Origin of the sequence: Ancylobacter polymorphus, assembly GCF_022836935.1 — a bacterium.
GTDB classification, from domain to species: domain Bacteria; phylum Pseudomonadota; class Alphaproteobacteria; order Rhizobiales; family Xanthobacteraceae; genus Ancylobacter; species Ancylobacter polymorphus_A.
This window is the reverse complement of the sequence record NZ_CP083239.1, coordinates 3,015,743-3,040,158: the sequence shown is the minus strand read 5'-3', so window position 1 is coordinate 3,040,158 and position 24,416 is coordinate 3,015,743. Positions and strand designations below refer to the sequence as shown.

The 24,416-nt window shown below is 67.2% G+C and carries 27 protein-coding genes and 1 tRNA gene; 17 read left to right on the top strand and 11 right to left on the bottom strand.

Features of this window, described 5'->3' with window-relative positions; genetic code table 11:
* On the bottom strand, nucleotides 1–246 hold the full coding sequence (locus tag K9D25_RS14325) for a YtcA family lipoprotein (RefSeq protein ID WP_244376232.1): 246 nt from the start codon (nucleotides 244–246) through the stop codon (nucleotides 1–3).
* 337 nt (nucleotides 247–583) lie between these two features.
* Here K9D25_RS14325 and K9D25_RS14320 point away from each other — a divergent pair, with 337 nt between their 5' ends.
* Complete coding sequence (locus K9D25_RS14320) at nucleotides 584–1,696, top strand: linear amide C-N hydrolase (protein WP_244376230.1); 1,113 nt, start codon at nucleotides 584–586, stop codon at nucleotides 1,694–1,696.
* 34 nt (nucleotides 1,697–1,730) lie between these two features.
* Nucleotides 1,731–2,591: a hypothetical protein gene (locus K9D25_RS14315; RefSeq protein ID WP_244376228.1), complete on the top strand. Its 861-nt coding sequence runs from the start codon at nucleotides 1,731–1,733 to the stop codon at nucleotides 2,589–2,591.
* Nucleotides 2,592–2,594: 3 nt separating this feature from the next.
* On the opposite strand, the gene K9D25_RS14310 is transcribed toward K9D25_RS14315, so the two are convergent.
* Complete coding sequence (locus K9D25_RS14310) at nucleotides 2,595–3,494, bottom strand: helix-turn-helix transcriptional regulator (protein WP_244376226.1); 900 nt, start codon at nucleotides 3,492–3,494, stop codon at nucleotides 2,595–2,597.
* Nucleotides 3,495–3,634: 140 nt separating this feature from the next.
* Here K9D25_RS14310 and K9D25_RS14305 point away from each other — a divergent pair, with 140 nt between their 5' ends.
* The 6 genes from K9D25_RS14305 to K9D25_RS14280 all read left to right on the top strand — a co-directional run bounded on the left by K9D25_RS14305 (nucleotide 3,635) and on the right by K9D25_RS14280 (nucleotide 9,105).
* Entirely contained in the window at nucleotides 3,635–4,774 is a 1,140-nt protein-coding gene (locus tag K9D25_RS14305; protein ID WP_244376224.1) for an ABC transporter ATP-binding protein, read from the top strand.
* On the top strand, nucleotides 4,755–5,918 hold the full coding sequence (locus K9D25_RS14300) for an ABC transporter substrate-binding protein (RefSeq protein ID WP_244376222.1): 1,164 nt from the start codon (nucleotides 4,755–4,757) through the stop codon (nucleotides 5,916–5,918). The genes K9D25_RS14305 and K9D25_RS14300 overlap by 20 nt, the downstream gene beginning before the upstream one ends.
* Before the next feature lie 88 nt (nucleotides 5,919–6,006).
* A complete protein-coding gene (locus K9D25_RS14295) occupies nucleotides 6,007–6,867 on the top strand; it encodes an ABC transporter permease (protein ID WP_244376220.1) in 861 nt (286 codons plus the stop codon).
* Complete coding sequence (locus tag K9D25_RS14290) at nucleotides 6,867–7,682, top strand: ABC transporter permease (protein ID WP_244450880.1); 816 nt, start codon at nucleotides 6,867–6,869, stop codon at nucleotides 7,680–7,682. The genes K9D25_RS14295 and K9D25_RS14290 overlap by 1 nt, the downstream gene beginning before the upstream one ends.
* A 7-nt stretch (nucleotides 7,683–7,689) precedes the next feature.
* Nucleotides 7,690–8,451 (top strand): SDR family NAD(P)-dependent oxidoreductase, encoded by a 762-nt coding sequence (locus K9D25_RS14285; protein WP_244376218.1) that lies wholly within the window; start codon nucleotides 7,690–7,692, stop codon nucleotides 8,449–8,451.
* 177 nt (nucleotides 8,452–8,628) lie between these two features.
* Nucleotides 8,629–9,105, top strand: a complete 477-nt coding sequence (locus K9D25_RS14280; RefSeq protein ID WP_244376216.1) for a hypothetical protein — start codon at nucleotides 8,629–8,631, stop codon at nucleotides 9,103–9,105.
* A 62-nt stretch (nucleotides 9,106–9,167) separates the two neighbouring features.
* Here K9D25_RS14280 and K9D25_RS14275 read toward each other — a convergent pair.
* The 6 genes from K9D25_RS14275 to K9D25_RS14250 form a co-directional block, all read right to left on the bottom strand.
* A tRNA-Leu gene (locus tag K9D25_RS14275) sits at nucleotides 9,168–9,253 on the bottom strand.
* 42 nt (nucleotides 9,254–9,295) lie between these two features.
* On the bottom strand, nucleotides 9,296–10,990 hold the full coding sequence (locus tag K9D25_RS14270; protein ID WP_244376214.1) for a formate--tetrahydrofolate ligase: 1,695 nt from the start codon (nucleotides 10,988–10,990) through the stop codon (nucleotides 9,296–9,298).
* Nucleotides 10,991–11,044: 54 nt separating this feature from the next.
* Complete coding sequence (locus K9D25_RS14265; RefSeq protein WP_244376212.1) at nucleotides 11,045–11,455, bottom strand: DoxX family protein; 411 nt, start codon at nucleotides 11,453–11,455, stop codon at nucleotides 11,045–11,047.
* Between the two features lie 114 nt (nucleotides 11,456–11,569).
* The gene (locus K9D25_RS14260; RefSeq protein WP_244376210.1) at nucleotides 11,570–11,968 is read right to left on the bottom strand and encodes a hypothetical protein; all 399 of its coding nucleotides are present in this window, start codon (nucleotides 11,966–11,968) and stop codon (nucleotides 11,570–11,572) included.
* A gap of 9 nt (nucleotides 11,969–11,977) precedes the next feature.
* Complete coding sequence (gpt, locus tag K9D25_RS14255) at nucleotides 11,978–12,484, bottom strand: xanthine phosphoribosyltransferase (protein WP_244376208.1); 507 nt, start codon at nucleotides 12,482–12,484, stop codon at nucleotides 11,978–11,980.
* 136 nt (nucleotides 12,485–12,620) lie between these two features.
* Nucleotides 12,621–13,367: a competence/damage-inducible protein A gene (locus K9D25_RS14250; protein WP_244376206.1), complete on the bottom strand. Its 747-nt coding sequence runs from the start codon at nucleotides 13,365–13,367 to the stop codon at nucleotides 12,621–12,623.
* Nucleotides 13,368–13,581: 214 nt separating this feature from the next.
* On the opposite strand from K9D25_RS14250, the gene K9D25_RS14245 reads away from it, so the two are divergent.
* The 7 genes from K9D25_RS14245 to K9D25_RS14220 all read left to right on the top strand — a co-directional run bounded on the left by K9D25_RS14245 (nucleotide 13,582) and on the right by K9D25_RS14220 (nucleotide 19,443).
* The gene (locus K9D25_RS14245; protein WP_244376204.1) at nucleotides 13,582–15,003 is read left to right on the top strand and encodes a circularly permuted type 2 ATP-grasp protein; all 1,422 of its coding nucleotides are present in this window, start codon (nucleotides 13,582–13,584) and stop codon (nucleotides 15,001–15,003) included.
* Nucleotides 15,004–15,131: 128 nt separating this feature from the next.
* Nucleotides 15,132–15,755, top strand: coding sequence for a LysE family translocator (locus tag K9D25_RS14240; protein WP_244376202.1), 624 nt, complete (start codon nucleotides 15,132–15,134; stop codon nucleotides 15,753–15,755).
* Nucleotides 15,756–15,767: 12 nt separating this feature from the next.
* Nucleotides 15,768–16,712, top strand: coding sequence for an alpha-E domain-containing protein (locus K9D25_RS14235; RefSeq protein WP_244376200.1), 945 nt, complete (start codon nucleotides 15,768–15,770; stop codon nucleotides 16,710–16,712).
* Nucleotides 16,713–16,725: 13 nt separating this feature from the next.
* A complete protein-coding gene (locus K9D25_RS14230) occupies nucleotides 16,726–17,562 on the top strand; it encodes a transglutaminase family protein (RefSeq protein WP_244376198.1) in 837 nt (278 codons plus the stop codon).
* 117 nt (nucleotides 17,563–17,679) lie between these two features.
* The gene (locus tag K9D25_RS14225) at nucleotides 17,680–18,420 is read left to right on the top strand and encodes a proteasome-type protease (protein ID WP_244376196.1); all 741 of its coding nucleotides are present in this window, start codon (nucleotides 17,680–17,682) and stop codon (nucleotides 18,418–18,420) included.
* 117 nt (nucleotides 18,421–18,537) lie between these two features.
* Nucleotides 18,538–18,660 (top strand): hypothetical protein, encoded by a 123-nt coding sequence (locus K9D25_RS24945; protein ID WP_279613742.1) that lies wholly within the window; start codon nucleotides 18,538–18,540, stop codon nucleotides 18,658–18,660.
* 36 nt (nucleotides 18,661–18,696) lie between these two features.
* Nucleotides 18,697–19,443 (top strand): SDR family oxidoreductase, encoded by a 747-nt coding sequence (locus K9D25_RS14220; protein WP_244376194.1) that lies wholly within the window; start codon nucleotides 18,697–18,699, stop codon nucleotides 19,441–19,443.
* An 18-nt stretch (nucleotides 19,444–19,461) separates the two neighbouring features.
* Here K9D25_RS14220 and K9D25_RS14215 read toward each other — a convergent pair whose 3' ends face one another.
* From K9D25_RS14215 to K9D25_RS14205, 3 genes are all read right to left on the bottom strand, one after another.
* A complete protein-coding gene (locus K9D25_RS14215; RefSeq protein ID WP_244376192.1) occupies nucleotides 19,462–20,805 on the bottom strand; it encodes a DUF2235 domain-containing protein in 1,344 nt (447 codons plus the stop codon).
* A 100-nt stretch (nucleotides 20,806–20,905) separates the two neighbouring features.
* A complete protein-coding gene (locus K9D25_RS14210) occupies nucleotides 20,906–21,508 on the bottom strand; it encodes an exopolysaccharide biosynthesis protein (protein WP_244376190.1) in 603 nt (200 codons plus the stop codon).
* Nucleotides 21,509–21,631: 123 nt separating this feature from the next.
* Nucleotides 21,632–21,967, bottom strand: coding sequence for an usg protein (locus K9D25_RS14205; protein WP_244376188.1), 336 nt, complete (start codon nucleotides 21,965–21,967; stop codon nucleotides 21,632–21,634).
* A gap of 301 nt (nucleotides 21,968–22,268) precedes the next feature.
* On the opposite strand from K9D25_RS14205, the gene groES reads away from it, so the two are divergent.
* Both groES and groL read left to right on the top strand, forming a co-directional pair.
* Nucleotides 22,269–22,583, top strand: coding sequence for a co-chaperone GroES (gene groES / locus K9D25_RS14200; protein ID WP_244376186.1), 315 nt, complete (start codon nucleotides 22,269–22,271; stop codon nucleotides 22,581–22,583).
* Between the two features lie 47 nt (nucleotides 22,584–22,630).
* Nucleotides 22,631–24,277 (top strand): chaperonin GroEL, encoded by a 1,647-nt coding sequence (gene groL / locus K9D25_RS14195; RefSeq protein WP_244376184.1) that lies wholly within the window; start codon nucleotides 22,631–22,633, stop codon nucleotides 24,275–24,277.
* The last annotated feature ends 139 nt before the right edge of the window (nucleotides 24,278–24,416 follow it).

Genomic DNA, 24,416 nt, shown 5'->3' with positions numbered 1-24,416 from the left:
CTAGCGCCCGAAGCCGAGAAGCGAGACGGCAAAGCCGATGGCGGCGGCGATGCAGATATAGACCGGCAGGCGGATGGGCAGCGCGTCGTCGATGCCGGCGCGGATGAAGACCAGCCGCACCAGAACCGCGCCGAGAATGCCGATGAAGGCGCAGAGCAGCCAGGACGGGAAATAGGCGCCGAACAGCGGGATGGCCGGCGCGCCCGCCGAGAGGCAACCGGCGAGGGGCAGGCTAGCAAAGCTCACGGCCCCGGCGCGCAGCAGCGCACCAGCCTGGCGGCGGGGCAAAAACCGGCCCGCAGCAGCTGTGGCGGAACACCAAAAGGCCAACGTCGCTCTCCGGCAGAGCCCCCGAGTCGGAGACGTCGGGTAAAGGGGTAGCAAGCCCTTGCCGCTAGGGCAAATTTCGGTTGTCGCGACGCGGCGGGCGCCGCGCGGGCTTTCGCCACCGGCTGAATCATGCCACCAACCGGGGGGGCGGCTGAATACCCGCCGCGCCGCAACAGACCCGCCGCCCGTCGGCGGCGCGACAGGAGAGACGCGGCGGGGCGCCGCCCCTCGCCCGAACCGGAGGACGCACCTTATGTGCACATCGCTCGGCTATCGCGACGCGGACGGCAGGGCCTATTTCGGCCGCACGCTCGAACTCACGCTCGATCTGCCCTACCAGATGGCGTATTTCCCCGCCGGTTTCGCTACAAGCTCGCAGGTGGACGGTCACGCGCCGGTGGAGTACCGGGCGCGCCACGCCATGCTCGCGGTCACCATGCCGGGGCGCGTCCCCACCGCCGAGGCGCCCATCGGCCTTGCCGATCTCAAGGTGCTGGAAGGGCTGAACGACCAGGGGCTGACCTTCAGCCTGCTGTCCTACCCCACCGCCGGCGGCAAGCAGCGCGGCGTGGAGATGACGCAGGCCGTGCTCTCCGCCTCCGATCTCGGCAGCTGGTGCCTCGGCCAGTTCGCGACGGTGGCGCAGGTGAAGGAAGCGGTGGCGGCGCAGCCGATCCTGCTGGTGCCGCTGGCGATCCTCGGCGGGGTGGAATCCCCCTTCCATTATGTGGTGCACGACGCGACCGGCGCGGCGTTGGTGATCGAGTTCGACCGCGGCGAGATGAAGCTCTATGACAACCCCGTGGGGGTGATGACCAACGGGCCGCGTTTCGACTGGCACCTCACCAATCTCGACAATTACAGCTTCCTCTCCAATGTCGATAAGTCGGCGGGGCGCTTTGGCGCTTACAAGGCGGTGCAGCCGGATTCCGGCATCGCCACGGCGGGCCTTCCTTCCTCCAACACCTCGGTTGGGCGGTTCGTCCGGGCCGCCTATTATGCCGAGTTCACCGAAAAGGCGGCGACGCCGGACCTCGCGGTGCGCACGCTCGCCCATATCCTCAACACGTTCGACCGGCCACGCGGGGCGAGTATCGACTATCCCGGCCAAGGCGGCGGGCATATGGAAGTGGCGGGGCTCGACCAGCCGCAGGGCCAGAGCTACGTCACCGAATATACCTGCTGGACCAGCCTCTCGGACCTCGACCGCAAGCTGTTCTTCCTGCGCGACTACCGCAGCCTCAACTTCACCCGTTTCGACCTCGGCGCGCTCGCCGACCTCACCGCGCCGCGCGTGATGCCGCTGGAACGGCTCGCCGAAGCCGCCGACGCCACCGCCGCGCTGAAGGCGGCGCCAGGGGCGTGAGCGAGAAAAGCCGCGCACAGGAGGAGCCGGGCCGATGAAGGGCGTGCATGTTCACCCCTCCGGCCTGCGCATCCGCGTCGGCGGGCCGTGGCCCTTCATCACACGCCGCAGCTATGCACTCGCCGGGCGGCGCATCGTCTGGCAGGCGCGCCAGCACCGCAAGGGACTGGCGCGGGCGGCGCGGGCGCTGGAGAACGCGCCGGTCCCGTTCTGGCAGACGCAGGGCTACAATTGGTGGACGGGCGCGCTGTTCGCGCTCGGCTCTCTGCTTTTCCTCACCGGCAGCCTGCTCAGCCTGCTGCCCGAGGGGGTGGCGCCGGCGGCAACGCCGATCAACATCGTGTTCTTCATGGGGTCGCTCCCGTTTACACTGGCGGGCTATCTCCAGCACTTCCAGGCCGCCAATCAGAGCGCCTTCACGCTCGACCCGAACGACGCCGCCGCGCCGCGCCATATCGCGCTGATCGGCTGGCACCCGCACAGCGCGGGGTGGCTCAGCACCTTCTGCCAGTTCGTCGGCACGGTGGCGTTCAATTTCAACACCTTCGATCCGCTGGTGGCGGGCGCCGACTGGGCGACGCAAGACCTCGCCGTCTGGCTGCCGGGCATGATCGGCTCGGTGCTGTTCCTCGTCTCGGGCTATCTCGCCTTTGTCGAAACCGCGCACCGCTACTGGAGCTGGCAACCGCGCCAGCTCGACTGGCAGATCGTGTTCATCAATCTGCTCGGCTGTGTCGCCTTCATGGCCGCCTCGACGCTGGCCTATGTGCCGCGCGGCGGCGAGGCGGCATGGATACAAGACCTTGCCAATGCGCTGCTCGGCCTCGGCGCGCTTGGCTTCTTTCTCGGCGCGGCGCTGATGATGCGCGAGAGCGCGGCGGCGGCGAAGGGCTGAGCCTTACGGCTTGCGCCGCATGATGGCGACGAAATGCGCGAACAGGCCCGCCTGCGAGTTGATGTTGAGCTTGCGGTAGATGTTGCGGCGGTGAACCTTGGCCGTGCCGGCGGAGATCGACAGCAGCCGGGCGATGGAATCGGCCGAATGGCCCTGAAGGATGAGATCGACCACCTCGCCCTCGCGCTCGGTGAGCGACAGGTCCTGCCAGATCTTGCCGCGGTCCAGTTCGCGCGGCGCCCTGCCCTCGCCGCGCCCGCCGCGGCCGCCGGCCTCCTCGCCGATCAATTCCGCGCCCCAGCGCAGCCGGCACAGGCTGAGCACCACCGGCGCTAGTTCGCGCAGCAGCCGCACCTGCGCCGCGCCGAAGACGCCGGAGGCGGCCTTGCGCATCAGCGACACCACCACGCTCGCGCCATTGGCCAGCGGCACGAAGAAACCGACCTCCTCCGCCAGCACGGTCTGGCTGTAATAGGAGCGGTAATATTCGCTGGCATAGAAGCGATCCGGCGCCAGTTCGCGCATGCGGCGGAAACCCTCGATCCGCTCTATGGCGGCGTGGTAAAAGGGATCGAGCAGATAGGGGCCGACCTGGTAGAGCGTCACATAGACATGGCTCTCCTGCCGGTTGAAGGTTTCGAACAGCAGCGGCGGGCGCGCCGTGCCGCGATAGCCGAAGGCCACGCAATGGTCGAAGGGCACATGCGCCCGCAGCCAGGCGATGAGCGCGTGACCGAACGGGTCGTCACCCGGCCCGGTGCGGACATTGGCGCTGCGCTCATGCGCGGCCGCGATGGCCTCGGCCAGAAGCCGCGCCGCCAGAGCGCGCTCGCTTTCCTCCTGCCGCCCGTCGCCGCCCCCGGTGGCGGCGGGGGTCACGGCGACCTTGCCCGTGCTCACCATCTATACCCCCTGTGACTGATAAATAGGCCCTTTCTACCACTGCAAAGGTATATCCCCTGAAACGCGCCGGTATTAGCATTTTAACGAATAAGGATCCGGCCGCCACTCTGTAAGGCGACCGGAAGCTGCGGAGAAAGCCGGTGGCTTCTGAGACCCTCGACATCGAGTTTCGCGGCGTCAGCAAGCGCTATGGCGATGTCACCGCCGTCCACCCCACTGATTTCGCCGTGCCGAAGGGCGCGTTCATCGCCCTGCTCGGCCCTTCCGGCTGCGGCAAGACCACCTGCCTGCGGATGATCGGCGGCTTCGAGCAGCCGAGCACCGGCCAGGTACTGATCGGCGGCGCCGACATGGCGGAGGTGCCGCCCTATCGCCGGCCGGTGAACATGGTGTTTCAGCACTATGCGCTGTTCCCGCATTTCGATGTCAGCGCCAATGTCGCCTATGGCCTGCGGCAGGTGCGCCCGCGCCTGTCCTCCTCCGAGATCGCCCGGCGCACGGCGGATGCGCTCGCCATGGTGCAGCTCGCCGGCTTCGGCAGGCGCAAGGTCCACGAGCTTTCCGGCGGCCAGCAGCAGCGCGTGGCGCTGGCGCGGGCGCTGGTGAACCGGCCTTCCGTACTGTTGCTCGACGAGCCGCTCGCCGCGCTCGACAAGAAGCTGCGCACCGACATGCAGATCGAGTTGCAGAATCTGCAGCGCGAACTCGGCATCACCTTTGTCCTCGTCACCCACGACCAGGAAGAGGCGCTGTCCATGAGCGACGTGGTGTGCGTGATGAATGGCGGGCGCATCGTCCAGCTCGGCGCGCCGGACGAGATTTACGACCGCCCGGCCGACCGCTTCGTCGCCGCCTTTGTCGGCAAGACCAATTTCCTCGACGGCACGGTGGTGGCGAATGGCGGCGGCGCCGCCCGCATCCGCCTCGCCAACGGCATGGAGATCGGCGCCCGGCTCACCGGCGGCGGCGCCCCCGGCGCGGCGGTGTCGGTGAGCCTGCGCCCCGAGGCGCTGCGCCTCGGCGCCGCGACGGGCGAGACCGGGCTCGGCGGCATCATCCGCAACCGGATCTTCCTCGGCTCCACCGCCGAATACGCCATCGAGGTGCCGGGCCTCGGCACGCTGCTCGCCACCGCCGACCATGACGCGGCCCGCAGCGATCTGCTGCAACCCGGCGACAGCGTCGCCATCAGCTTCAACCCCGGCGCGCCGCTGGCGTTTCCGGCGGCGGACAACAAGACCACCCAGAGGGAAACCAGCCATGTCGAAGTCCTATCGTGACGGCCTGCCGCTCTCGGCGCGGGAATTCATCGATCAGCTGCTGCGCTTCCGCCGCGGCTCCATCAGCCGCCGGCACTTTCTCGGCGTGACCGGCCTCGGCGCCGCCACCGCGGTGCTCGCCGGCGAATTCGGCCTCAAGCCGATGCCGGCCTTCGCGGCCGGTGAACTCGGCGACCGCATGTCGATCGCCACCTGGCCGAACTACCACGACCCGCAGACCTTCGTCGATTTCACCACCAAGACCGGCGTTGCGGTCGAGGTGAACGTGTTCGGCTCGAATGAAGAAATGCTGGCCAAGCTGCAGGCCGGCGGCTCGGGCTGGTCGCTGTTCGTGCCGACCAACTACACGATCTCGACCTATCGCCAGCTCGACCTGATCGACCCGCTCGACCTCGCCAAGCTGCCCAATTACGACGCCGCCGCGCAGAACAAGCGCTTCACCGCCGAGGGCGAGGTGGCCGGCGTGCTCTGCGCGGTGCCGAAGAACTGGGGCACCACCGGCTTCGCGGTGAACACCAAGAAGCTCACCGCGCCGATGGACAGCTGGAAGAGCTTCTTCGATGTCGCCATGACCACCGGCAGCGGCCGCTCCATGGTGCATGACTATCAGCTCACCACCATCGGCAACGCGCTGAAATATTACGGCTATTCCTTCAACTCGCTGAAGCCGGACGAGCTGGCCAAGGCCGAGGAGCTGCTGCTCAAGGTGAAGCCGCACCTCTTCGCCATTTCCAGCGACTACCAGCCCGCCATGCGCAGCGGCGATGCCTGGCTGACTATGTGCTGGACCAATGACGGCGCCCAGCTGCACCGCGACATCCCCGAGATCAACTATGTGCTCGGCAAGGAAGGCGGGGAGATCTGGACCGACTTCTACGCCATCCCGAAGGACGCGCCGAACAAGCCGGCCGCCTATGCGCTGCTGAACCACCTGATGGACCCCAAGGTGGCGGTGAAGGAGCACATCGCCAATGGCGCGCCCTCCACCGATGCGCGCGTCAACGCCCTGCTGCCCAAGGATCTGCTCGACAACCCGATCCTCTACCCCGCCGCCGATCTGCTCGCCCCGCTGGAATTCGGCGCGGCGGCGACGCTGACCGACCCGAACCGTGCCGAGCTGATGGCGCGCTTCAAATCCGCCTGAGCCGGCGCCGGCCGGGGGCGCACGCTCCCGGCCCCGCTTCGGGAGCGCTTCCCGCGCTCTCGCCCCCCTCCCCGTGAAGTGGACCGCCATGTCGAGCGCCGCCCGCAAGCGATTGGTCACGGCCCTGCTGCTCGCCCCGGCGGCGGTGTGGCTGTTCCTGTTCCTGGTGCTGCCCTTCGCCGCCATCGTCGTGTTCAGCCTCGGCGAGCGGGCGCCGGCGGGCGGCTACGCCCCGGCCTTGACACTGGCGCAATATGCCAATCTGCCGGCGCGGGCGACGGCGTTCTGGAACACGCTGGTGCTGGCCCCGGCCGGCGCGCTGGCCTGCCTGCTCATCGCCTATCCCGTCGCCTATTATCTCGCGCTGAAGGTGCTGCCCCAGCGCCGGCTGCTGCTGGTGGCGCTGATCGTCATCCCGTTCTGGACCAGCCTCCTGATCCGCACCTATGCCTGGATGTATATTCTCGGCGCGCGCGGCATTCCCGCCTTTCTGGAATTGGTCGGCCTGCCGGAGATGCGCTTCATCAACACGCCCGGCGCGGTGCTGCTCGGCATCGTCTATGGCTATCTGCCGCTGATGATCCTGCCGATCTATATCAGCCTGGAACGGCTCGACCGCCGGCTGCTGGAAGCCTCGGCCGATCTCGGCGCGACGCCGTTCTCCACCTTCTTCAGCGTCACCCTGCGGCTCTCGCTGCCCGGCATGATGACCGGCTTCTCGCTGGTGCTTATCCTGCTGCTGGGCGAGTACCTGATCCCCACCCTGCTCGGCGGCGGCAAGGTGTTCTTCATCGGCAATGCGCTGGTGGACCTGTTCCTGCAATCGCGCAACTGGCCGTTCGGCTCGGCCATCGCCGTGGCGTTGGTCGCCATCGCCGTGGTGCTGCTGCTGGCCGCCAACCGCCTCACCGCCCGGCTCTCCGGCGCCCGACAGGTCGATCTCCTATGATGCGCGCCTTCGTCACCGCCGTTTACGGCTTTCTCTATCTGCCCATCGCGCTGGTGGTGCTGTTCTCCTTCAATGCGGGGCGGCATGCGAGCGAGTTCACCGGCTTTTCCTTCCAGTGGTACGGGCGGGCGCTCTCCAACACCTTCCTGATGGAAGCGCTGACCAACAGCCTGATCGTGGCGACGACCAGCGCGGGGCTTGCCTCGCTGTGCGGCACCGCCGCCGCCATCGGGCTCGGCCGCGCCGGGCCGCGCACCCGCGCCGTGTTCGACGCGCTGTTCGGCGCCGCCATCGTCGTGCCGGGCGTGGTGATCGGCATCGCCACGCTGGTGGCGCTGGTGCAGCTGTTCGGCCTCGTCAATCCGGTGCTCGCGGCGCTGTGGCCGGGCGATGCCCCGCCGCGCCTGTCGCTCGGCTATGGCTCGATCATCGCCGCGCATGGGCTGTTCTCCACTGCGCTGGTCACCATGATCGTGCGGGCGCGGCTCGGCGCGCTGGGGCGCGACATGGTGGAAGCCTCCAGCGACCTCTATGCCGGGCCCTTCACCACCTTCCGCTGCATCGTGCTGCCGCAGATCCTGCCCGCCATCCTCGCCGGCTTCCTGCTGGCCTTCACCTTCTCCTTCGACGATTTCATCGTCGCCTTCTTCGTCGCGGGCTCGCAGACCACGCTGCCGATCTATGTCTTCGCCTCCATCCGGCGCGGCGTCACGCCGGAGATCAACGCCATCGGCGCGCTGGTGCTGGCGGCGTCCATCGTCCTCGTCATCGCGGCGCAGCTTCTGCTGCGCCGGCGGCAGCCGGCTTCCTCGTAGGTACATCATGATTCTCAAGGACAAGATCGCCATCGTCACCGGCGCCGGCTCTGGGATCGGCCGTGCCGGGGCGCTCGCCATGGCGCGCGAGGGCGCGCATGTCATCGTCGCCGACCGCGACGGGGCTTCAGGTGAGGCGACCGTGGCGGCCATCCAAGCGGCGGGCGGTCGGGCCGAGGCGGTGCGTACCGATGTCGATGTCGACGCCGACATTGAGGCGCTGGTGGGCGGCGCGCTGGCGCGTCACGGACGCCTCGACATCCTGCACAGCCATGCCGGCGTGCAGGTGGGCGGGCCGCTGACCGAGGTGGCGCCGGATGGCATGGACCGCTCCTGGCGGATCAATGTCCGCGCCTCCTATCTCGCCGCCCGCCTCGCCATGCCGGCGATGATGGCGCAGGGCGGCGGGGTGATCCTGATCACCGCCTCCAATTCCGGCGTGTTCTACGACCGCGAGATGATCGCCTACACCACCTCCAAGCACGCGGTCATCGCCATGGCCCGGCAGATGGCGATCGACTATGCCCGGCACAATGTGCGGGTGAACGCGCTGTGCCCGGGCTGGGTCGACACCCCGTTCAACGAGCCCTTCATCGCCCAGATGGGCGGGCGCGCCGCCATCGAGGCCTATGTGCGCGAGAAAATTCCCATGGGCCGCTGGGCCAGCGCGGAGGAAATCGCCGAGGCCATCCTGTTCCTCGTCTCCGACCGATCCTCCTTCATGACCGGCCAGGCGCTGGTGGTGGATGGCGGCGAGAGCATCGGCTAGGAGCGTAGCCGGCTCATGAGGGGCGTCCGGCGGGCTTGAAGCGCCGCCCGGCGCGTGTGGGGGCGGCCGCAAGCGATCCATCCAAAAATCGGCTTTGACGGTGCGGCCGCGCGATTGGTACCGGGGTGGCGGAGCCAACCAGTTCCCTAGCGGTATCGACAGCCAAGGACGCCCCTCATGACACGTCTATCCCTGCTGGCGGGCCTCGCCGGCGCGCTGCTGCTGAGCGGTGCGGCGCAGGCGCGCGACAGCTTCAGCATCATCCAGGACAAGCCGGAACTCACCCATATCGACCTTGGCAAGGAAGGCGCCTCGCATGGCGACATGCTGGCGTTCGAAGCCGCCTTCACCACCGCTGACGGCAAGAAGGGCACGATGAACGGGCTCATCACCACGGTGGACGTACCCGACGGGGCCGGCGACAAGTTCTTCGACCGCCTCGCCGACATCGTGCTCGACTTCGGCAATGCCGATACGCTCGTCATCGCCGGCCGCTCGGTCTATGCGGTGGGTGCCGGCGAGATGGTGGTGGACGCGCCGCAGGTGCGCGCCATTGTCGGCGGCACCGGCCGGTTTATCGGCAAGCGCGGGCAGATGACCACCACCCGCCGCGATGCCGGCCATTACGAGCACAAGATCGAGCTGGTGGACTGACGCCGACAACCGGTGGCCATCCGCGAAGGGGCGGCCACCCATGCGCGCCTGCGACAAAGGGCTGGTGCGGGCGGCCGGGCTCGAACCGGCACTCTCAGAGAGAAACGGATTTTAAGTCCGTTGCGTCTACCTGTTTCGCCACGCCCGCAAGGCTCTCGGCGGTGGCGATCCGCCGCTTTCGGTGGGGTCTTCAGAACACCCCGCCGATGAAGCCGGTCTCGTCGACGAAGATGTCTTCCGCCGCCGGGCGCGAGGGCAGGCCGGGCATGGTCATCACGTCGCCGCACAGCGCCACCACGAAGCCGGCGCCGGCCGAGAGCCGCACGTCGCGCACCGGCAGCACGAAGCCTTCCGGCGCGCCGCGCTTGGCCGGGTCGGCGGAGAAGCTGTACTGCGTCTTGGCCATGCAGATCGGCAGGTCGCCATAGCCCTGCGCCTCGAACTCGGCAAGCTTGCGCAAGGCGGCGGGCTCGATCGCCACCGAACCGGCGCGGTAGATGCGGGTGGCGATGGTCTCGATCTTCTGCACCAGCGGCAGGCTGCTCTCATAAAGCGGACGGAAGGCGGAGGGGGCCTCGGCGAGCGCCGCCACCTCCTCGGCGAGACCGAGCGCGCCGGCCGAGCCCTCGGCCCAGTGCGAACACAGATGCACGCGCGCGCCCACCGCCGCGCAGGCGGCCTTGATGGCGTCGATTTCGGCCGGCGTGTCGCTGGTGAAGCGGTTGATCGCCACCACCGCCGGCAGGCCGAACGCCTTCATGTTCTCAATATGCCGCACGAGATTGGAGGTGCCGGCGGAAACCGCCGCGACATTCTCGGGACCCAGGTCCTTCTGCGCCACACCGCCATGCATCTTCAGCGCCCGCACCGTGGCGACGATGACGACGACGGAGGGCGCCAGCCCCGCCTGGCGGCACTTGATGTCGAGGAACTTCTCCGCGCCGAGATCGGCGCCGAAGCCGGCTTCGGTGACGACATAATCGGCGAGGCCGAGCGCGGTGCGCGTTGCCATCACCGAATTGCAGCCATGGGCGATATTGGCGAAGGGGCCGCCATGCACCACCGCCGGAGTCGCCTCCAGCGTCTGCACGAGGTTGGGCTGGAAGGCGTCGCGCAGCAGCGCGGTCATCGCGCCGGTGACCTTGAGCTGGCCGGCGGTGATCGGCTGGCGGGCGCGGTTCTGCGCCACCACCATGCGGCCGAGCCGCTCTTCCAGGTCTTCCAGCGAGCGGGCGAGACAGAAGATCGCCATCACCTCGCTGGCCACGGTGATGTCGAAGCCGTCCTCGCGCGAGAAGCCGTTGCCCGGCCCGCCGAGCCCGACGACGACACTGCGCAGGGCGCGGTCGTTGAGGTCGACCACGCGCCGCCAGTTGATGCGGCGGGTGTCGATGTCGAGCGCGTTGCCCCAGTAGATGTGGTTGTCGATGGCGGCGGCGAGCAGATTGTGCGCGGCGCTGATGGCGTGGAAATCGCCGGTGAAATGCAGGTTGATGTCCTGCATCGGCACGATCTGCGCATGGCCGCCGCCGGTCGCCCCACCTTTGGAGCCGAACACCGGGCCGAGGCTCGGCTCGCGCAGCGCGATGGCGACGTTCTTGCCGGCGCGGGCCAGCGCATCGCCGAGGCCGATCGTGGTCGTGGTCTTGCCCTCCCCCGCCGGGGTCGGGTTGATGGCGGTGACGAGGATCAGCTTGCCATCCGCCTTGGCTTCGGCGGCGCGGGCGAAGCCGAGCGCGATCTTCGCCTTGTCATGGCCGTAGCGGTAGAGATCGGCGGCCGGCACGCCGAGCCGGGCGCCGATCTCCTCGATGGGACGCGGCGTCACGGAGGCGGCGATCGCCGCGTCGCTGGTGGGGTCGATGGTGCGCGCCGCGGTATTCATGAAGGCTCCCGTTACACTTTGCGCCGGCCACGTGCCGCCGGTCGCCTTTCGCCGTCAGGCCGCGCGCATGCGCTCGGCCAGAATGGCGACCAACAGCATGCCGCCGAGCACCGAGAGATGCTCGACCGCGACATAGAATTCGAACTGCGCCATTGGCCCTTCCATGCGCCAGAAATGGTGCGCGATGGGGATGGTGAGCAGGGTGAAGATGCCGAGCGCGCCGGCCCCGAGCCAGGTGGCCCGGTTGAGCAGGATCAGCACGCCGCCGATGAGCTGGGTGAGGATGGTGCCCACCGCGAAAAGCCACGGTGGGTTGAGCCCGAAATGGGCCATCTCGGCCTCGGCGCCGGCGAAATCGGTGATCTTGGAGATGGCGCTGCCGAGAAACATGAAGACAAGCAGGAGACGCGCGACAAAGGCCGTGATCGGCGAAAGCAGGATGCCGGAGATGAGCGTGGGTGTCATCGGTAGGGACCCTTAAGCGGCACATTTTGCCGCACCCCGGCATAGCGCAAGGGAAGCCGGGAAGGGAAGCCGAAAGGCGAGGCGCACGCGCGCGCCCCGCCGACCGGCAAGCCCTCAGGACGGGCGGCCCGCCTTGTCGTCCGCGCCCTCGCCGTCCTCCTCGCCTTCCTCGTCGTCCTCTTCCCCTTCGGCTTCCTGCGCGGCCTTGGCTTCGGCGATGAATTCGGCGGCGTATTTCTTGGCGTCGCGCACGCTGTCGCCCAGTTCGCGGGCATAGCGGTCGAGATCGAGCCGCAGCCCGCCGACCGAGGGCTTCTCGGTCTCCGAGGCATAGGCGACCATGCGCAGGGACAGGCCGATATCGGAGGCCAGCACCGCCATGAAGCTGTCGCTCAGATCGTGCTCGTCGGCATATTCCATCAGCATGTCGTACAGCGCCGCGCGGTGCTGATCGAAGGCGGCATCATAGCCATCATCGGCGTCGTTCTCGGGCTCGTCGTAGCTGTCGGCCATGTCTTGTCCTCACGCCACCCCGTCGCGGATCGGCGGCTGGAAGCTCAGCCCCATATCCCACGGGAAATAGATCCACGTATCCTGGCTCACCTCGGTGATGAAGGTGTCGATCAGCGGGCGCCCCAGCGGCTTGGCATAGACGGTGGCGAAATGCGCCGCGGGCAGCATCTCGCGCACCACCCGCGCCGTCTTGCCGGTATCGACGAGATCGTCGATCACCAGCAGCCCCCGGCCGCCCTCGCCCGCCGCCGCCGTCACCACATCGGCAATGGGCTTCAGCACCTGCATCTCGCCCTGCTTGGTGTAGTCGTGATAGCTGGCGATGCACACGGTCTCGATCAGTCGCACGCCGAGTTCCCGCGCCACGATCGCCGCCGGCACCAGCCCGCCACGGGTGATGCAGACAATGCCCTCGAACGGCCCCGCGCCGGCCAGCCGCCAGGCGAGCGCGCGCGCGTCGCGGTGGAACTGATCCCAGGACACCGGAAAGGCCTTGTTCTGGCGGTCGTCGGTCATCAGGAAAGGCCCCGGCAGGTCGGTTCGATAAGGCTCAACAGGCGTCAGCGGCGATCATTAGCGGCAGTGCCGCCCCTTCTCCAGTGCCGCAGCGCGGAAATTCCGGCCTTCGCACGGGAAAATCGGACCGGAAGGTTCACGCCCGGCGCGGCAGCGCCGCGACCATGGCCTCGACCTGCGCCACCGCCGCCGCCAGCTTCGCGGCATCGCGGCTGCGCAGCACGAGATTGGTGTTCGGGCGGCCATCCTCGCCCATGAAGGGGTAGCTGCCGATGCTCACGTCCGGGTTGGCCTTGGCGATTTCGCCCAGCGGCCCGCCGACATCACCCTCGCGCGCGTCGGCCCGCACCGTTTCCGAGAGCATGCGCACCCCGGTCTTCAGCTTCGGTGCCACCTGGTCGAGCATGGCCTGCATGATGGTGGGCACGCCGGCCATGACGATCACATTGCCGATCCAGAAGCCGGGCGCCTTGGAGACCGGGTTCTCCACCAGCTCGGCGCCATCCGGGATGCGCGCCATGCGCAGCCGCGCCTCGTTGAGGTCTTCCGGCTTGATATACTCCAGCAGCATGGCGCGGGCGCGCGGGTCGATATCGATGCCGACACCGAACGCCTTGGCGACGCAATCGGCGGTGATGTCGTCATGCGTCGGGCCGATGCCGCCGGTCGTGAACACGTAGCTGTAGCGCGCGCGCAGCGCGTTCACGGCGGCGACGATCTCCTCCTCGACATCAGGCACCACCCGCACCTCGCGCACATCGACGCCGATGGCGGTGAGATATTCGGCGATGTAGCCGATGTTGCGGTCCTTGGTGCGGCCCGAAAGGATCTCGTCGCCAATGACGAGAACCGCCGCCGTCACCTGCTCTGCCGAAGCCGTCATCCGATTCCCCTCCCTCACCGACGCCGCCGAAGCTGCCATCTGCCGCCCGCCGCCGCAATTCACCGCAGTTTTCGCCGCAACCGGCGGCAGACTGCCTTCCGATTGGGCAATTGGTGCGCAAACTCGCAATTATCGCCGAGAGGCACGCGCCTCCCCTTCCGCTGGCACGAGCTTTGTAGCTAACTTGGCGGAGTTGGGGAGTACATTTGCACCAATGAGCGTGGCCTTCGACGAAATGACCAACGCGGACGGTTCGATCCGGGCCGCCTACACCGCCCTCTCGCGCTGGTTGAGCGATGTCCCGCCCGACGTGCTGGACATGCGCCGCAAGGAGGCGGAGTTCATATTCCGCCGCATCGGCATCACCTTCGCCGTCTATGGCGACAGCGATGCGCAGGAGCGGCTGATCCCCTTCGACATCATCCCGCGCATCCTCACCGGCACCGAATGGCGCCGGCTGTCGCGCGGGCTGGAACAGCGCGTCAAGGCGCTGAACCTCTACCTCAAGGACATCTATTCCCGCCGCGAGATCCTGAAAGCCGGCGTGGTGCCGGAAGACCTCGTCTACCAGAATCCCGCCTTCCGCCCGGAGATGAACGGCCAGAAGGTGCCGCACGATCTCTATGTCCACATCGCCGGCATCGACGTGGTGCGGGTGGACGCGGAAACCTTCTATGTGCTGGAAGACAATGCCCGCACGCCCTCCGGGGTCTCCTACATGCTGGAGAACCGCGAGATCATGATGCGGCTGTTCCCGGAGCTGTTCGCGGACAACCGCGTCGCGCCGGTGGAGAACTACACCGACGAATTGCTGGCGACGCTGAAATCGCTGGCGCCGGCAAGTTCCAGCAGCGACCCCGCCGTGGTGGTGCTCACCCCCGGCATCTACAATTCCGCCTATTACGAGCACTCCTTCCTCGCCGACAAGCTGGGCGTGGAACTGGTGGAGGGCCGCGACCTCTTCGTGCGCAACGATGTCGTCTATATGCGCACCACCGAAGGCCCGCGCCGGGTGGATGTGATCTACCGCCGGCTCGACGACGATTTCCTCGACCCCCTCGCCTTCCGGCCGGACAGCGCGCTCGGCGTGCCGGGGCTGATGAGCGCCTACAATGCCGGCAACGTCACGCTGACCAATGCGGTCGGCACCGGCGTCGCCGACGACAAGGCGGTCTACAGCTACATGCCGGACATCATCCGCTTCTATCTCGGCGAGGAACCGCTGCTGAAGAACGTGCCGACCTGGCGCTGCCGCGAGGCGGACCATCTGAAATACGTGCTCGATCATCTGAGCGAGCTGGTGGTGAAGGAAGTCCACGGCTCCGGCGGCTACGGCATGCTCATCGGCCCGCGCGCCGACAAGGCGCAGATCGAATTGTTCCGCGCCAAGCTGAAGCAGGACCCGACCAATTTCATCGCCCAGCCGACGCTGGCCCTGTCGACCTGCCCGACCTTCGTCGAGGAAGGCATCGCGCCGCGCCATGTCGATCTGCGCCCCTTCGTGCTGACCGGCGCCGACAAGGTGCGCATCGTGCCGGGCGGGCTCACCCGCGTGGCGCTGGAGGCGGGCTCGCTGGTGGTCAATTCCAGCCAGGGCGGCGGAACCAAGGACACCTGGGTTTTGGAGGAGAGCTGAGCGGGCTGCGATCTGACCGTCATCCCGGACGGCCGAAGGCCGATCGGGGATCGTCCGTGGACTAGGTGAGCGATCCCGGCTCTTCGCTGCGCGGCGGCCGGGATGACGCTGGGGGGAGCGTGTAACAGATGCCGATCGAAACATGGCTGGCCTTCGTCGCCGCCTCGGCGGTCCTGCTGGTGATACCCGGACCGACCATCCTGCTTGTCGTCTCCTATGCGCTCGGCCAGGGGCGGAAGGTCGCCTTCCCCGTGGCGCTCGGCGTGGCGCTGGGCGACTTCACCGCCATGACGCTGTCCATGCTCGGCCTCGGCGCGCTGCTCGCCACCTCGGCGACGCTGTTCACCGTGCTGAAATGGATCGGCGCCTTCTATCTCATCTGGCTCGGCATCAAGCTCTGGCGGGCCGGCGGCACGGCGAGCTTCGGTGAGGCGCGCCCGGCGGGCTCCGCCTTCGGCATGATGGCGCATGCCTGGGTGGTCACGGCGCTGAACCCCAAGAGCATCACCTTCTTCGTGGCCTTCCTGCCGCAATTCCTCGATCCGGGCCGGGATTTCCTGACCCAGCTGGCGATCTTCGAGGCGACCTTCCTCACCCTCGCCGCCGCCAATGCCTTCGGCTACGCGCTGCTCGCCGGCCGCCTGCGCGGCGCGGTGCAGAACACGCGCCTGGTCGCCCTTTTCAACCGGGTCGGCGGTTCGCTGCTGATCGCGGCGGGCGTCGCCACGCTCGCCTGGCGCAACGCCAAATAGAACGCGGGTCCCATGCTTTCTCGTACTGCCGACAATCTCTACTGGCTGGCCCGCTACATGGAGCGGGCGGACTGCCTCGCCCGCATCCTCGACGTGACCCAGCGCCTCGCCCAGTTGCCGGCGGCCTATGGCGGCTCCACCAATGAGTGGCGCTCCGCCTTGCTCACCGCCGGATGCGCCGAGCAGTACAAGGCGGTGCATGGCGACGAGGTGACGGAACAGAACGTCATCAACTTCCTCGCCTTCGCGCCGGAAAACCCGTCCTCGATCCGCAACTGTTTCGAGATCGCCCGCACCAATGCCCGCTCGGTGCGTACCGCGCTGACCATGGAGATGTGGGAGACCATCAACTCCTCCTGGCTGGAGCTGAAGCGCTATTCCACCAAGAACATGACGCGCGAGGAGCTGGCGCGCTTCATGTCCTTCGTCAAGGAAACCTCGCTGCGCTTCGACGGCGCCGCGTACCGCACCATGCTGCGCAACGACGCCTTCTGGTTCTCGCGCGTGGGCATGTATGTCGAGCGCGCGGACAACACCGCCCGCATTCTCGACGTGAAATATCACGTGCTGCTGCCGGATTCCGAGCACATTGGCGGGCCGCTCGACTATTTCCAGTGGGCCTCCATCCTGCGCTCGGTGTCGGCGCTGACCTCGTTCCACTGGGTGTATCGCGAGAGCGTCAAGCCCTGGCTGGTGGCGGACCTTCTGATCCTCAACGCGCAGATGCCGCGCTCGCTCACCAGTTGCTACCAGAACATCACGCGCTATCTCGACGATATCGCCAATTATTACGGGCGGCAGGGCAGCTCGCAGCGGCTGGCGCGCTCGACCCTCACCCGGCTCGGCAACAGCCGCATGGAGGATATCTTCCAGACCGGACTGCACGAATACATCGACAGCTTCGTGACCGAGAACAACCGCCTCGGCTCCCTCGTCAACGAGCAGTACCTGCTCTGATCCGGCCTGCGTCATGCGTATCCATGTCAACCACGCGACCACCTATTCCTACGATCCGCCGGCCAATGGCGCGATCCAGACCCTGCGCCTGACGCCGCGCAACCATGACGGCCAGTATGTCGTCGCCTGGCGCATCGACGTGTCCGAGGGCTGCCAGCTGCGCGCCCATCAGGACGCCTTCGGCAACCTCACCCACACTTTCGCGCTCGACGGCCCGATCAGCGAGCTGCGAGTGCTCGTGGAGGGCGAGGTGGAGACGCAGGACACGGCCGGGGTCATTCGCGGCATCAGCGAGCGCTTTCCGCCCTCGCTGTTCCTGCGCAGCACCGACCTCACTCTGCCCGACACGGAGCTGTCCGCCTTCGCCGAGAGTGCCGGCAAGGGCGAGGGCGACCGCATCGCCCGGCTGCACGCGCTGATGGAGGCGATCAGCGAGGCGATGGAATTCGACGCCGACCCGACCCATGCCTCCACCACCGCCGCCACCGCCTTCAAGCAGAAGCGCGGCGTGTGCCAGGATTTCGCCCATGTCTTCACCGCCTGCGCCCGCCATATCGGCGTGCCGGCGCGCTATGTCACCGGCTATCTCGTCGGCGACGGTGCCGTGGCCGAGCAGCGCGCCGGCCATCAGGCCGGGCATGCCTGGTCGGAAGCCTATGTGGACGGGCTCGGCTGGGTCGGCTTCGACCCGGTGCTGAGCCAGTGCCCGACCGACGCCTATGTGCGCCTCGCCGTGGGGCTGGATTATCTCGGCGCCGCGCCCGTGCGCGGCAACCGCTATGGCGGCGGCGACGAGCATCTCACCGTCGCCCTCAAAGTGGACCAGTCCAGCCGGCAGGTTCAGGGCTAGTTCGGCCGAGAGCCGTGGGAACATCGCCGCCGAGGTTGCCCGGCGGGAAAGCGGCCCGGTATAAGGGCCCGGGGCAGCGCCGCTTCAGCGCCGGCGCGGATGGGGGAAGTGCCTTTCATGACCTATTGTTGCGGCATTCTGGTGCGTGACGGCCTCGTCATGATCGCCGATACGAGGACCAATGCCGGCCTCGACAATGTCTCGACCTTCCGCAAGCTCCACGTGTTCGAGGAGCCCGGGCGGCATGTGCTGGCGCTGTCGACCGCCGGCAATCTCTCGATCTCGCAGGCGGTGATCAGCACGCTGCAGGAGGGGCTGGAGAACCCGGAGACGGGGGCGAAGGAGACGCTGTCCACCTGCACCAGCATGTTCCGCGCGACGCAGCTGGTGGGCCGGGCGGTGCGCCATGTGTATGAGCTCTATGGCGCGGCGCTGAAGGAAGCGGATCTGCGCTTCGACGTGTCGTTCCTGTTCGGCGGTCAGGTGAATGGCGGGCGGATGCGGCTGTTCATGATCTATGCCGCCGGCAATTTCATCGAATGCACCAGCGACACGCCCTTCCTGCAGATCGGTGAGCACAAATATGGCAAGCCGGTGCTGGACCGCTCCATCACCTTTGAAACCGACCTCTACGACGCGCTGAAATCCGGCCTGATCTCCATGGATTCCACCATGCGCTCGAATCTCGGCGTCGGCATGCCGATCGACATTCTGGTCGCGCGGCGGGACGGCGCGCAGGCCGAGCTCAATTACCGGATCGAGCCGGGCGAGCCCTATTTCCACGATCTGCGCGAGCGCTGGTCGGCGGCGCTGCGGGCGGCGCACACCTCGATCCCCCGCCCGCCCTATGGGCGCTAAGCGGGGCCCTCATGCGAAAAGGGCCGCCCGCGTGTCTCGCGTGCAGCCCCTTTCACGGTTATGCCACAAGATGAGGCATGTAACCGTTCTCGTCACCGTCAGGTGAGGAGATAAAGAATGATGATGATCGGAATCGGAATACCGATAAGCCACATAAGAATCGCGGGCATCGCACTGTCCTCCGGCGTTGGTGACGTGGTGTTCGCCTTGACAACGCCGGAATTGCTTCAGGGTTCCTGACCCGAGATCGCGCCGCGCCACAATTGGGAGGATCACATGAACGCCGACCGCATCGCCCTCGTCACCGGCGCCGGCACCGGCATCGGCAAGGCCGCCGCGCTCGCCCTCGGCGAGGCCGGCTTCACCGTGGTGCTCGCCGGCCGGCGCGCCGCGCCGCTGGAGTCGGTGGCGGAAGCCATGGAGGGCCGGGGCCATCCCATCACCGCCGATGTCTCCGACCCCGCCTCGGTGGCCGCGCTGTTCGAGGCGGTGGCGGCGCGCTTCGGCCGGCTCGACGTGCTGTTCAACAATGCCGGCGGCTGGTCGCCTGCCACGCCGATCGAGGACGTGCCGCTGGCCGACTGGCAGCATGTGGTGAATGTGAACCTCACCGGCGTGTTCCTGTGCATCCAGCACGCCATGCGGCTGATGAAGTCACAGGACCCCAAGGGCGGGCGCATCATCAATAATGGCTCGATCTCGGCCCACGCCCCGCGCCCGCTGACCGGCCCCTACACCGCCACCAAGCACGCGGTGACCGGCCTGACCAAGCAGGTGGCGCTGGAAGGCCGCGCCCACAACATCGCCTGCGGCCAGATCGACATCGGCAATGCCGACACCGACATGGCGGTGAAGATGAAGACCGGCATCCTGCAGGCCAATGGCCAGATCATGGTCGAACCGACCTTCGACCCCGCCCATGCCGGCCGCGCCGTGGCGCATATGGCCAGCCTGCCGCTCGACGCGAACATCCTCACCATGACCATCATGGCCAGCAGCGCGCCCTTTGTCGGGCGGGGGTGAGGCGCGCTAGGGCGCGCTCTACGGCGGCGGCGGCGGGGGGGCCCAGTTCGCTCGTGCCGTCGCCAGAGCCGGGCGATGATCCGGCGGCAACGCGCTCTCAAGCGTGGCGAAGGCGGACGGGTCGTTCAGCCAGTCGAGCGGGCCATGCCCGCCCATGAAGCCGAGATCCACCGCGGGATGATCCAGCGCCACATGCGCCGGCGCGAAGAACTGTTCGAGCGCGAAGGCCAGATTGCGCGGCCGATAGGCCTTCCCCTCAGCATTTTTGCCCCCTGTCAGCCTCTCCAGCGCCGACAGATGCACATATTCCCCTAGCGGCTTGGCATGCGGGGGAAGCGCGGCCAGCGTGTAGCCCGTGTCTGGCGGTCGCTGCTGGGCGATCACCCGCAGCGACGGCTTCCAATTGCTGCGTATCGACCGCAAGCCATGGCGGGATTCATGAATCGCAATCGGCGCAGTGCCCGACGGGGCCGTCCGGTGGCCGGGTCGAAAGGTGAGCGAGGCCTGCACGGCATTGGCATTGAGCCGGTCGATACGGTTGAGCATCCAGTCCAGCGTCACCGCGCCGACGCCGCCCTCGCCATAGCCGCCGCCGATGTCGGAATGGACGCCGGGAAACCAGACCTGTTCGACGGTGGTGTAGTTGGCGTGCTGCGGCACCTGCCAGAGCGAGGGCGGGAAGAAGCGCCGCATCTCGTCGATCGCCAGCGCATGTAGGGAATGATCGATGATCGACGACAGCGTCGTGTCGTGAAACTGGTACTTGCTTCGGCGGCCGGTGAGCCAATCGGCGGCATCGAGCGGGATCCCCAGCGAACCGACCGTATCGAACACCCCCAGCACCCGGATGCGCAGATCGCGGTGGCACAGCTCAGCGAGCCGAAGACCGTCCTTGGGATAGCGGTCCTTGGTGTCGGTGCGGTAATGCAGCCAAGTTGCCTCCTCATTCTCACGCGTGCAGTTGTCCCGCAGCAGAAGTCCGGCAGCGCCGATATATCCGGCGACGCTGCGCGCGGTGAAGGCGCCGCGCGAAAAGCCGAAAATGTAGATTTCGTCGCCGCTCTCGTAGAACTGCGAGAGAAAGCGATAGGCCTGACGCACATTGACATCGAGCCCCCGCCCCATGCCGCCACCGATATATTTGTCGAGGCCGCCCTGTGTGCCGACACCTTCATCATAATAGATGCGCTGCTCGACCCCATCGACGATGCCGGGCTGCAACATGTCGCGCAGCCGGACAATGTTGGTGATCTCTTCGGTGTCGGCCGTGTTCCATGTACCGTCCAGGCAGAGGATCAGCCGCTTGCGTGCTGGGGCCGGCAGAGGCCCCGCTCCCGTCCCAAGGCGAAGGTCCGTTGCCATGCGTGCCCCCCGACATCGCGTGCGATAGAAGAGGTACTTTAAGATGCAACTGGCAAAATGCAACCGGACGTTATGAGCCCGAACGGCTGCCGCGCAGGGATCAGAACACCGCCAGCGCGCCCTGGAACAGCAGCCAGCTGAGCAGGCCCATCACGCCGAAACTGACCAGCGTCGCCACCACGCCGGCGAGAATGAACACGCCGTCGCGCTCCACGAGGCCGAGGCCGAGAATCACCACGGCGATGCCGGGCGGCAGGTTGCCGAAGATGGGGATCGGCAGCAGCAGCAGCAGGCCGAGCACCACCACCAACCCGCCGAGCACGAAGCGCGCCGAGGGCGAGGAGAAATAGGGCAAGCGCGGGCGCGAATAGCTCTCGAAGCGGCGGATCAGCTTCAGCGAGCCATTGACGATCTTCTCCAGCAGCGCGCGGGAAATGGTGCGGTTGGCGAGCCAGCGCGGCAGCCACAGCTCGTCGCGCCCCAGCAGCATCTGCCCGCCGACAAGGCAGAGCAGAATGCCGCACAGCACCGGCAGGCCCGGCGGCATGGGCAGGCAGTTCGGCAGGCCGAGCAGCAGGATGGACAGGCCGAAGGCGCGGTTGCGCAGCGCGTGCACGATCTCGCCCACGCCGATGCGCTCCGCCGAATGGGCGGTGACGATCGCCGAGAGCAATTCCGACGTGCGGGGAGAACGATGATCCACCAGCGTGACCAGCTGCCTGACTTTCCTCGGGCGCCGGGCCGGCCCCCTCTTCCGCGCTCATAGCACGTCGCGCGCGGCAAGAAGAGGGCAGGCACGCTCAAAAGAAGGGCAGGTCGCCCGGCCTCAGTTCAGCCGGAACTCGCTGTCCACCCGCCGCAGCTCGGCTGGCCCGATGAGCCGCGCATGCGCCACGCGCACGGAGTGCAGCGGGCCCTCCAGCTCGCGCGCCCAGAAATCCAGGAAGCGCTTCAGCTCGGGGAAATGCGGGCAGAGGTCGTAATGCTGCCAGAGAAAGCTCTGCAGAATGCCGGGATGGTCGGGCATGCGGTACAGGATATGGGCGGTGGTGAGACCGTAGCCCTCCAGCTGACGGCGGAAATCCGCCGAGACATGCCCCCCTGCCCCCTCCGTCGCGGCCGGCGACGCAACACCACGCGACGAACCTTCATGATCGGTCATGCGGAACCTCCTTTCGTGACGAGAGGGAAGTGTGCCGCCGGCACGACGGCGCGGCAAGGTTAAAAATCGCAATAAACGTTCAAAATCAATGCATTAGCAGCATATGCGACGGAGTGCTGACAGCGCCGACCGGCCCGCATTGGCACTCTCTTTCCGAGACTGCCAATTTTTTGCCGCCCGCACCTTGCGCCCCCTTTCCCCGGCGCCTAGATGTCGCACGGCACCGCGCGATACCCCATGCCGTCCGGGCTGGCGGGCGCGGTGGCAGGATCAAACGATCGTTCACGATTGGAGAGAGCCGATGAAGTTCCGTCCCCTGCATGACCGCGTGGTGGTCAAGCGTATCGAAGCGGAAGAGAAGACCGCGGGCGGCATCATCATTCCCGATACGGCCAAGGAAAAGCCCTCGCAGGGCGAAGTCGTCGCCGCCGGCCCCGGGGCCCGCGACGAGGCCGGCAAGCTGGTCCCCCTCGATGTGAAGGCGGGCGACCGCGTGCTGTTCGGCAAGTGGTCGGGCACCGAGGTCAAGATCGACGGCGTCGACTACCTCATCATGAAGGAGTCCGACATCCTTGGCGTGCTCGAAGGCGTCGCCGCTTCCAAGAAGGCCGCCTGAGCCAGCCTCTTCCCGCTGCTCGCAACGCATCACCGGAGTAAAGATTCATGTCCGCCAAAGAAGTTAAGTTCGCTGGCGACGCGCGCGAGAAGATGCTGCGCGGCGTCGACATCCTCGCCAACGCCGTCAAGGTCACGCTCGGTCCCAAGGGCCGCAACGTCGTGATCGAGAAGAGCTTCGGCGCTCCCCGCATCACCAAGGACGGCGTCACCGTCGCCAAGGAGATCGAGCTCGAAGACAAGTTCGAGAACATGGGCGCGCAGATGGTGCGCGAAGTGGCCTCGAAGTCCAACGACCTCGCCGGCGACGGCACCACCACGGCCACCGTGCTGGCCCAGGCCATCGTGAAGGAAGGCGCCAAGTCGGTCGCCGCCGGTATGAACCCGATGGACCTCAAGCGCGGCATCGACCTCGCGGTCGAGGCGATCGTCGCCGACATCAAGAAGAACGCCCGCAAGGTGACCTCGAACGCCGAGATCGCCCAGGTCGGCACCATCTCCGCCAATGGCGACGCCGAGATCGGCAAGTACCTCGCCGAGGCGATGGAGAAGGTCGGCAATGAGGGTGTGATCACCGTCGAGGAAGCCAAGACCGCCGAGACCGAGCTCGACGTGGTCGAAGGCATGCAGTTCGACCGTGGCTATCTCTCCCCCTACTTCATCACCAATGCCGAGAAGATGCGGGTCGAGTTCGAGGACCCCTACATCCTCATCCACGAGAAGAAGCTCTCGGGCCTGCAGGAACTGCTGCCGGTGCTCGAAGCGGTGGTGCAGACCTCCAAGCCGCTGCTGATCATCGCCGAGGACATCGAGGGCGAGGCGCTCGCCACGCTCGTCGTCAACAAGCTGCGTGGCGGCCTGAAGGTCGCGGCGGTGAAGGCTCCCGGCTTCGGTGATCGCCGCAAGGCCATGCTGCAGGACATCGCGATCCTGACCGGCGGCACCGCCATCTCCGACGATCTCGGCATCAAGCTCGACACCGTGACGCTCGCCATGCTCGGCCGCGCCAAGAAGGTCGTGCTCGAGAAGGAGAACACCACCATCGTCGACGGCAATGGTGCCAAGAAGGACATCGAGGACCGCGTCGCGCAGATCAAGGCGCAGATCGAGGAAACCACCTCGGACTACGACCGCGAGAAGCTGCAGGAGCGCCTCGCCAAGCTCGCCGGCGGCGTCGCGGTGATCCGCGTCGGCGGCGCGACCGAAGTCGAAGTGAAGGAAAAGAAGGACCGCGTTGACGACGCGCTGCACGCGACCCGCGCGGCCGTGGAAGAAGGCGTGGTGCCGGGCGGCGGCGTGGCCCTCCTGCGCGCGCTCAAGGCGCTGGACGGCGTCGTCACCGCCAATGCGGACCAGAAGACCGGCGTCGACATCGTCCGCAAGGCGGTGCAGTACCCGGCGCGCCAGATCGCCAGCAATGCCGGCGAAGACGGCTCGCTGATCGTCGGCCGCATCCTGGAGAAGAGCGACTACGCCTTCGGCTTCAACGCCCAGACCGGCGAATATGTCGACATGTACAAGGCCGGCGTCATCGATCCGGCCAAGGTGCTGCGCTCGGCGATCCAGAACGCGGCCTCGGTGGCCTCGCTGCTGATCACCACCGAAGCGATGATCGCCGACATTCCGAAGAAGGGCGGCGCGGCCCCCGCCATGCCCGGCGGCGGCATGGGCGGCATGGGCGGCATGGACTTCTGAGGAAGTCCATACGCCCCTGCTTTTCGCTGAGTGCCTGAGCCGGGCAAGCCCGGCTCAGGTGGCGGCATGGACTTCCTCGGGGGTCCATACGCCCCTGCTTTTCGCTGAGTATCTGAGCCGGGCAAGCCCGGCTCAGGTG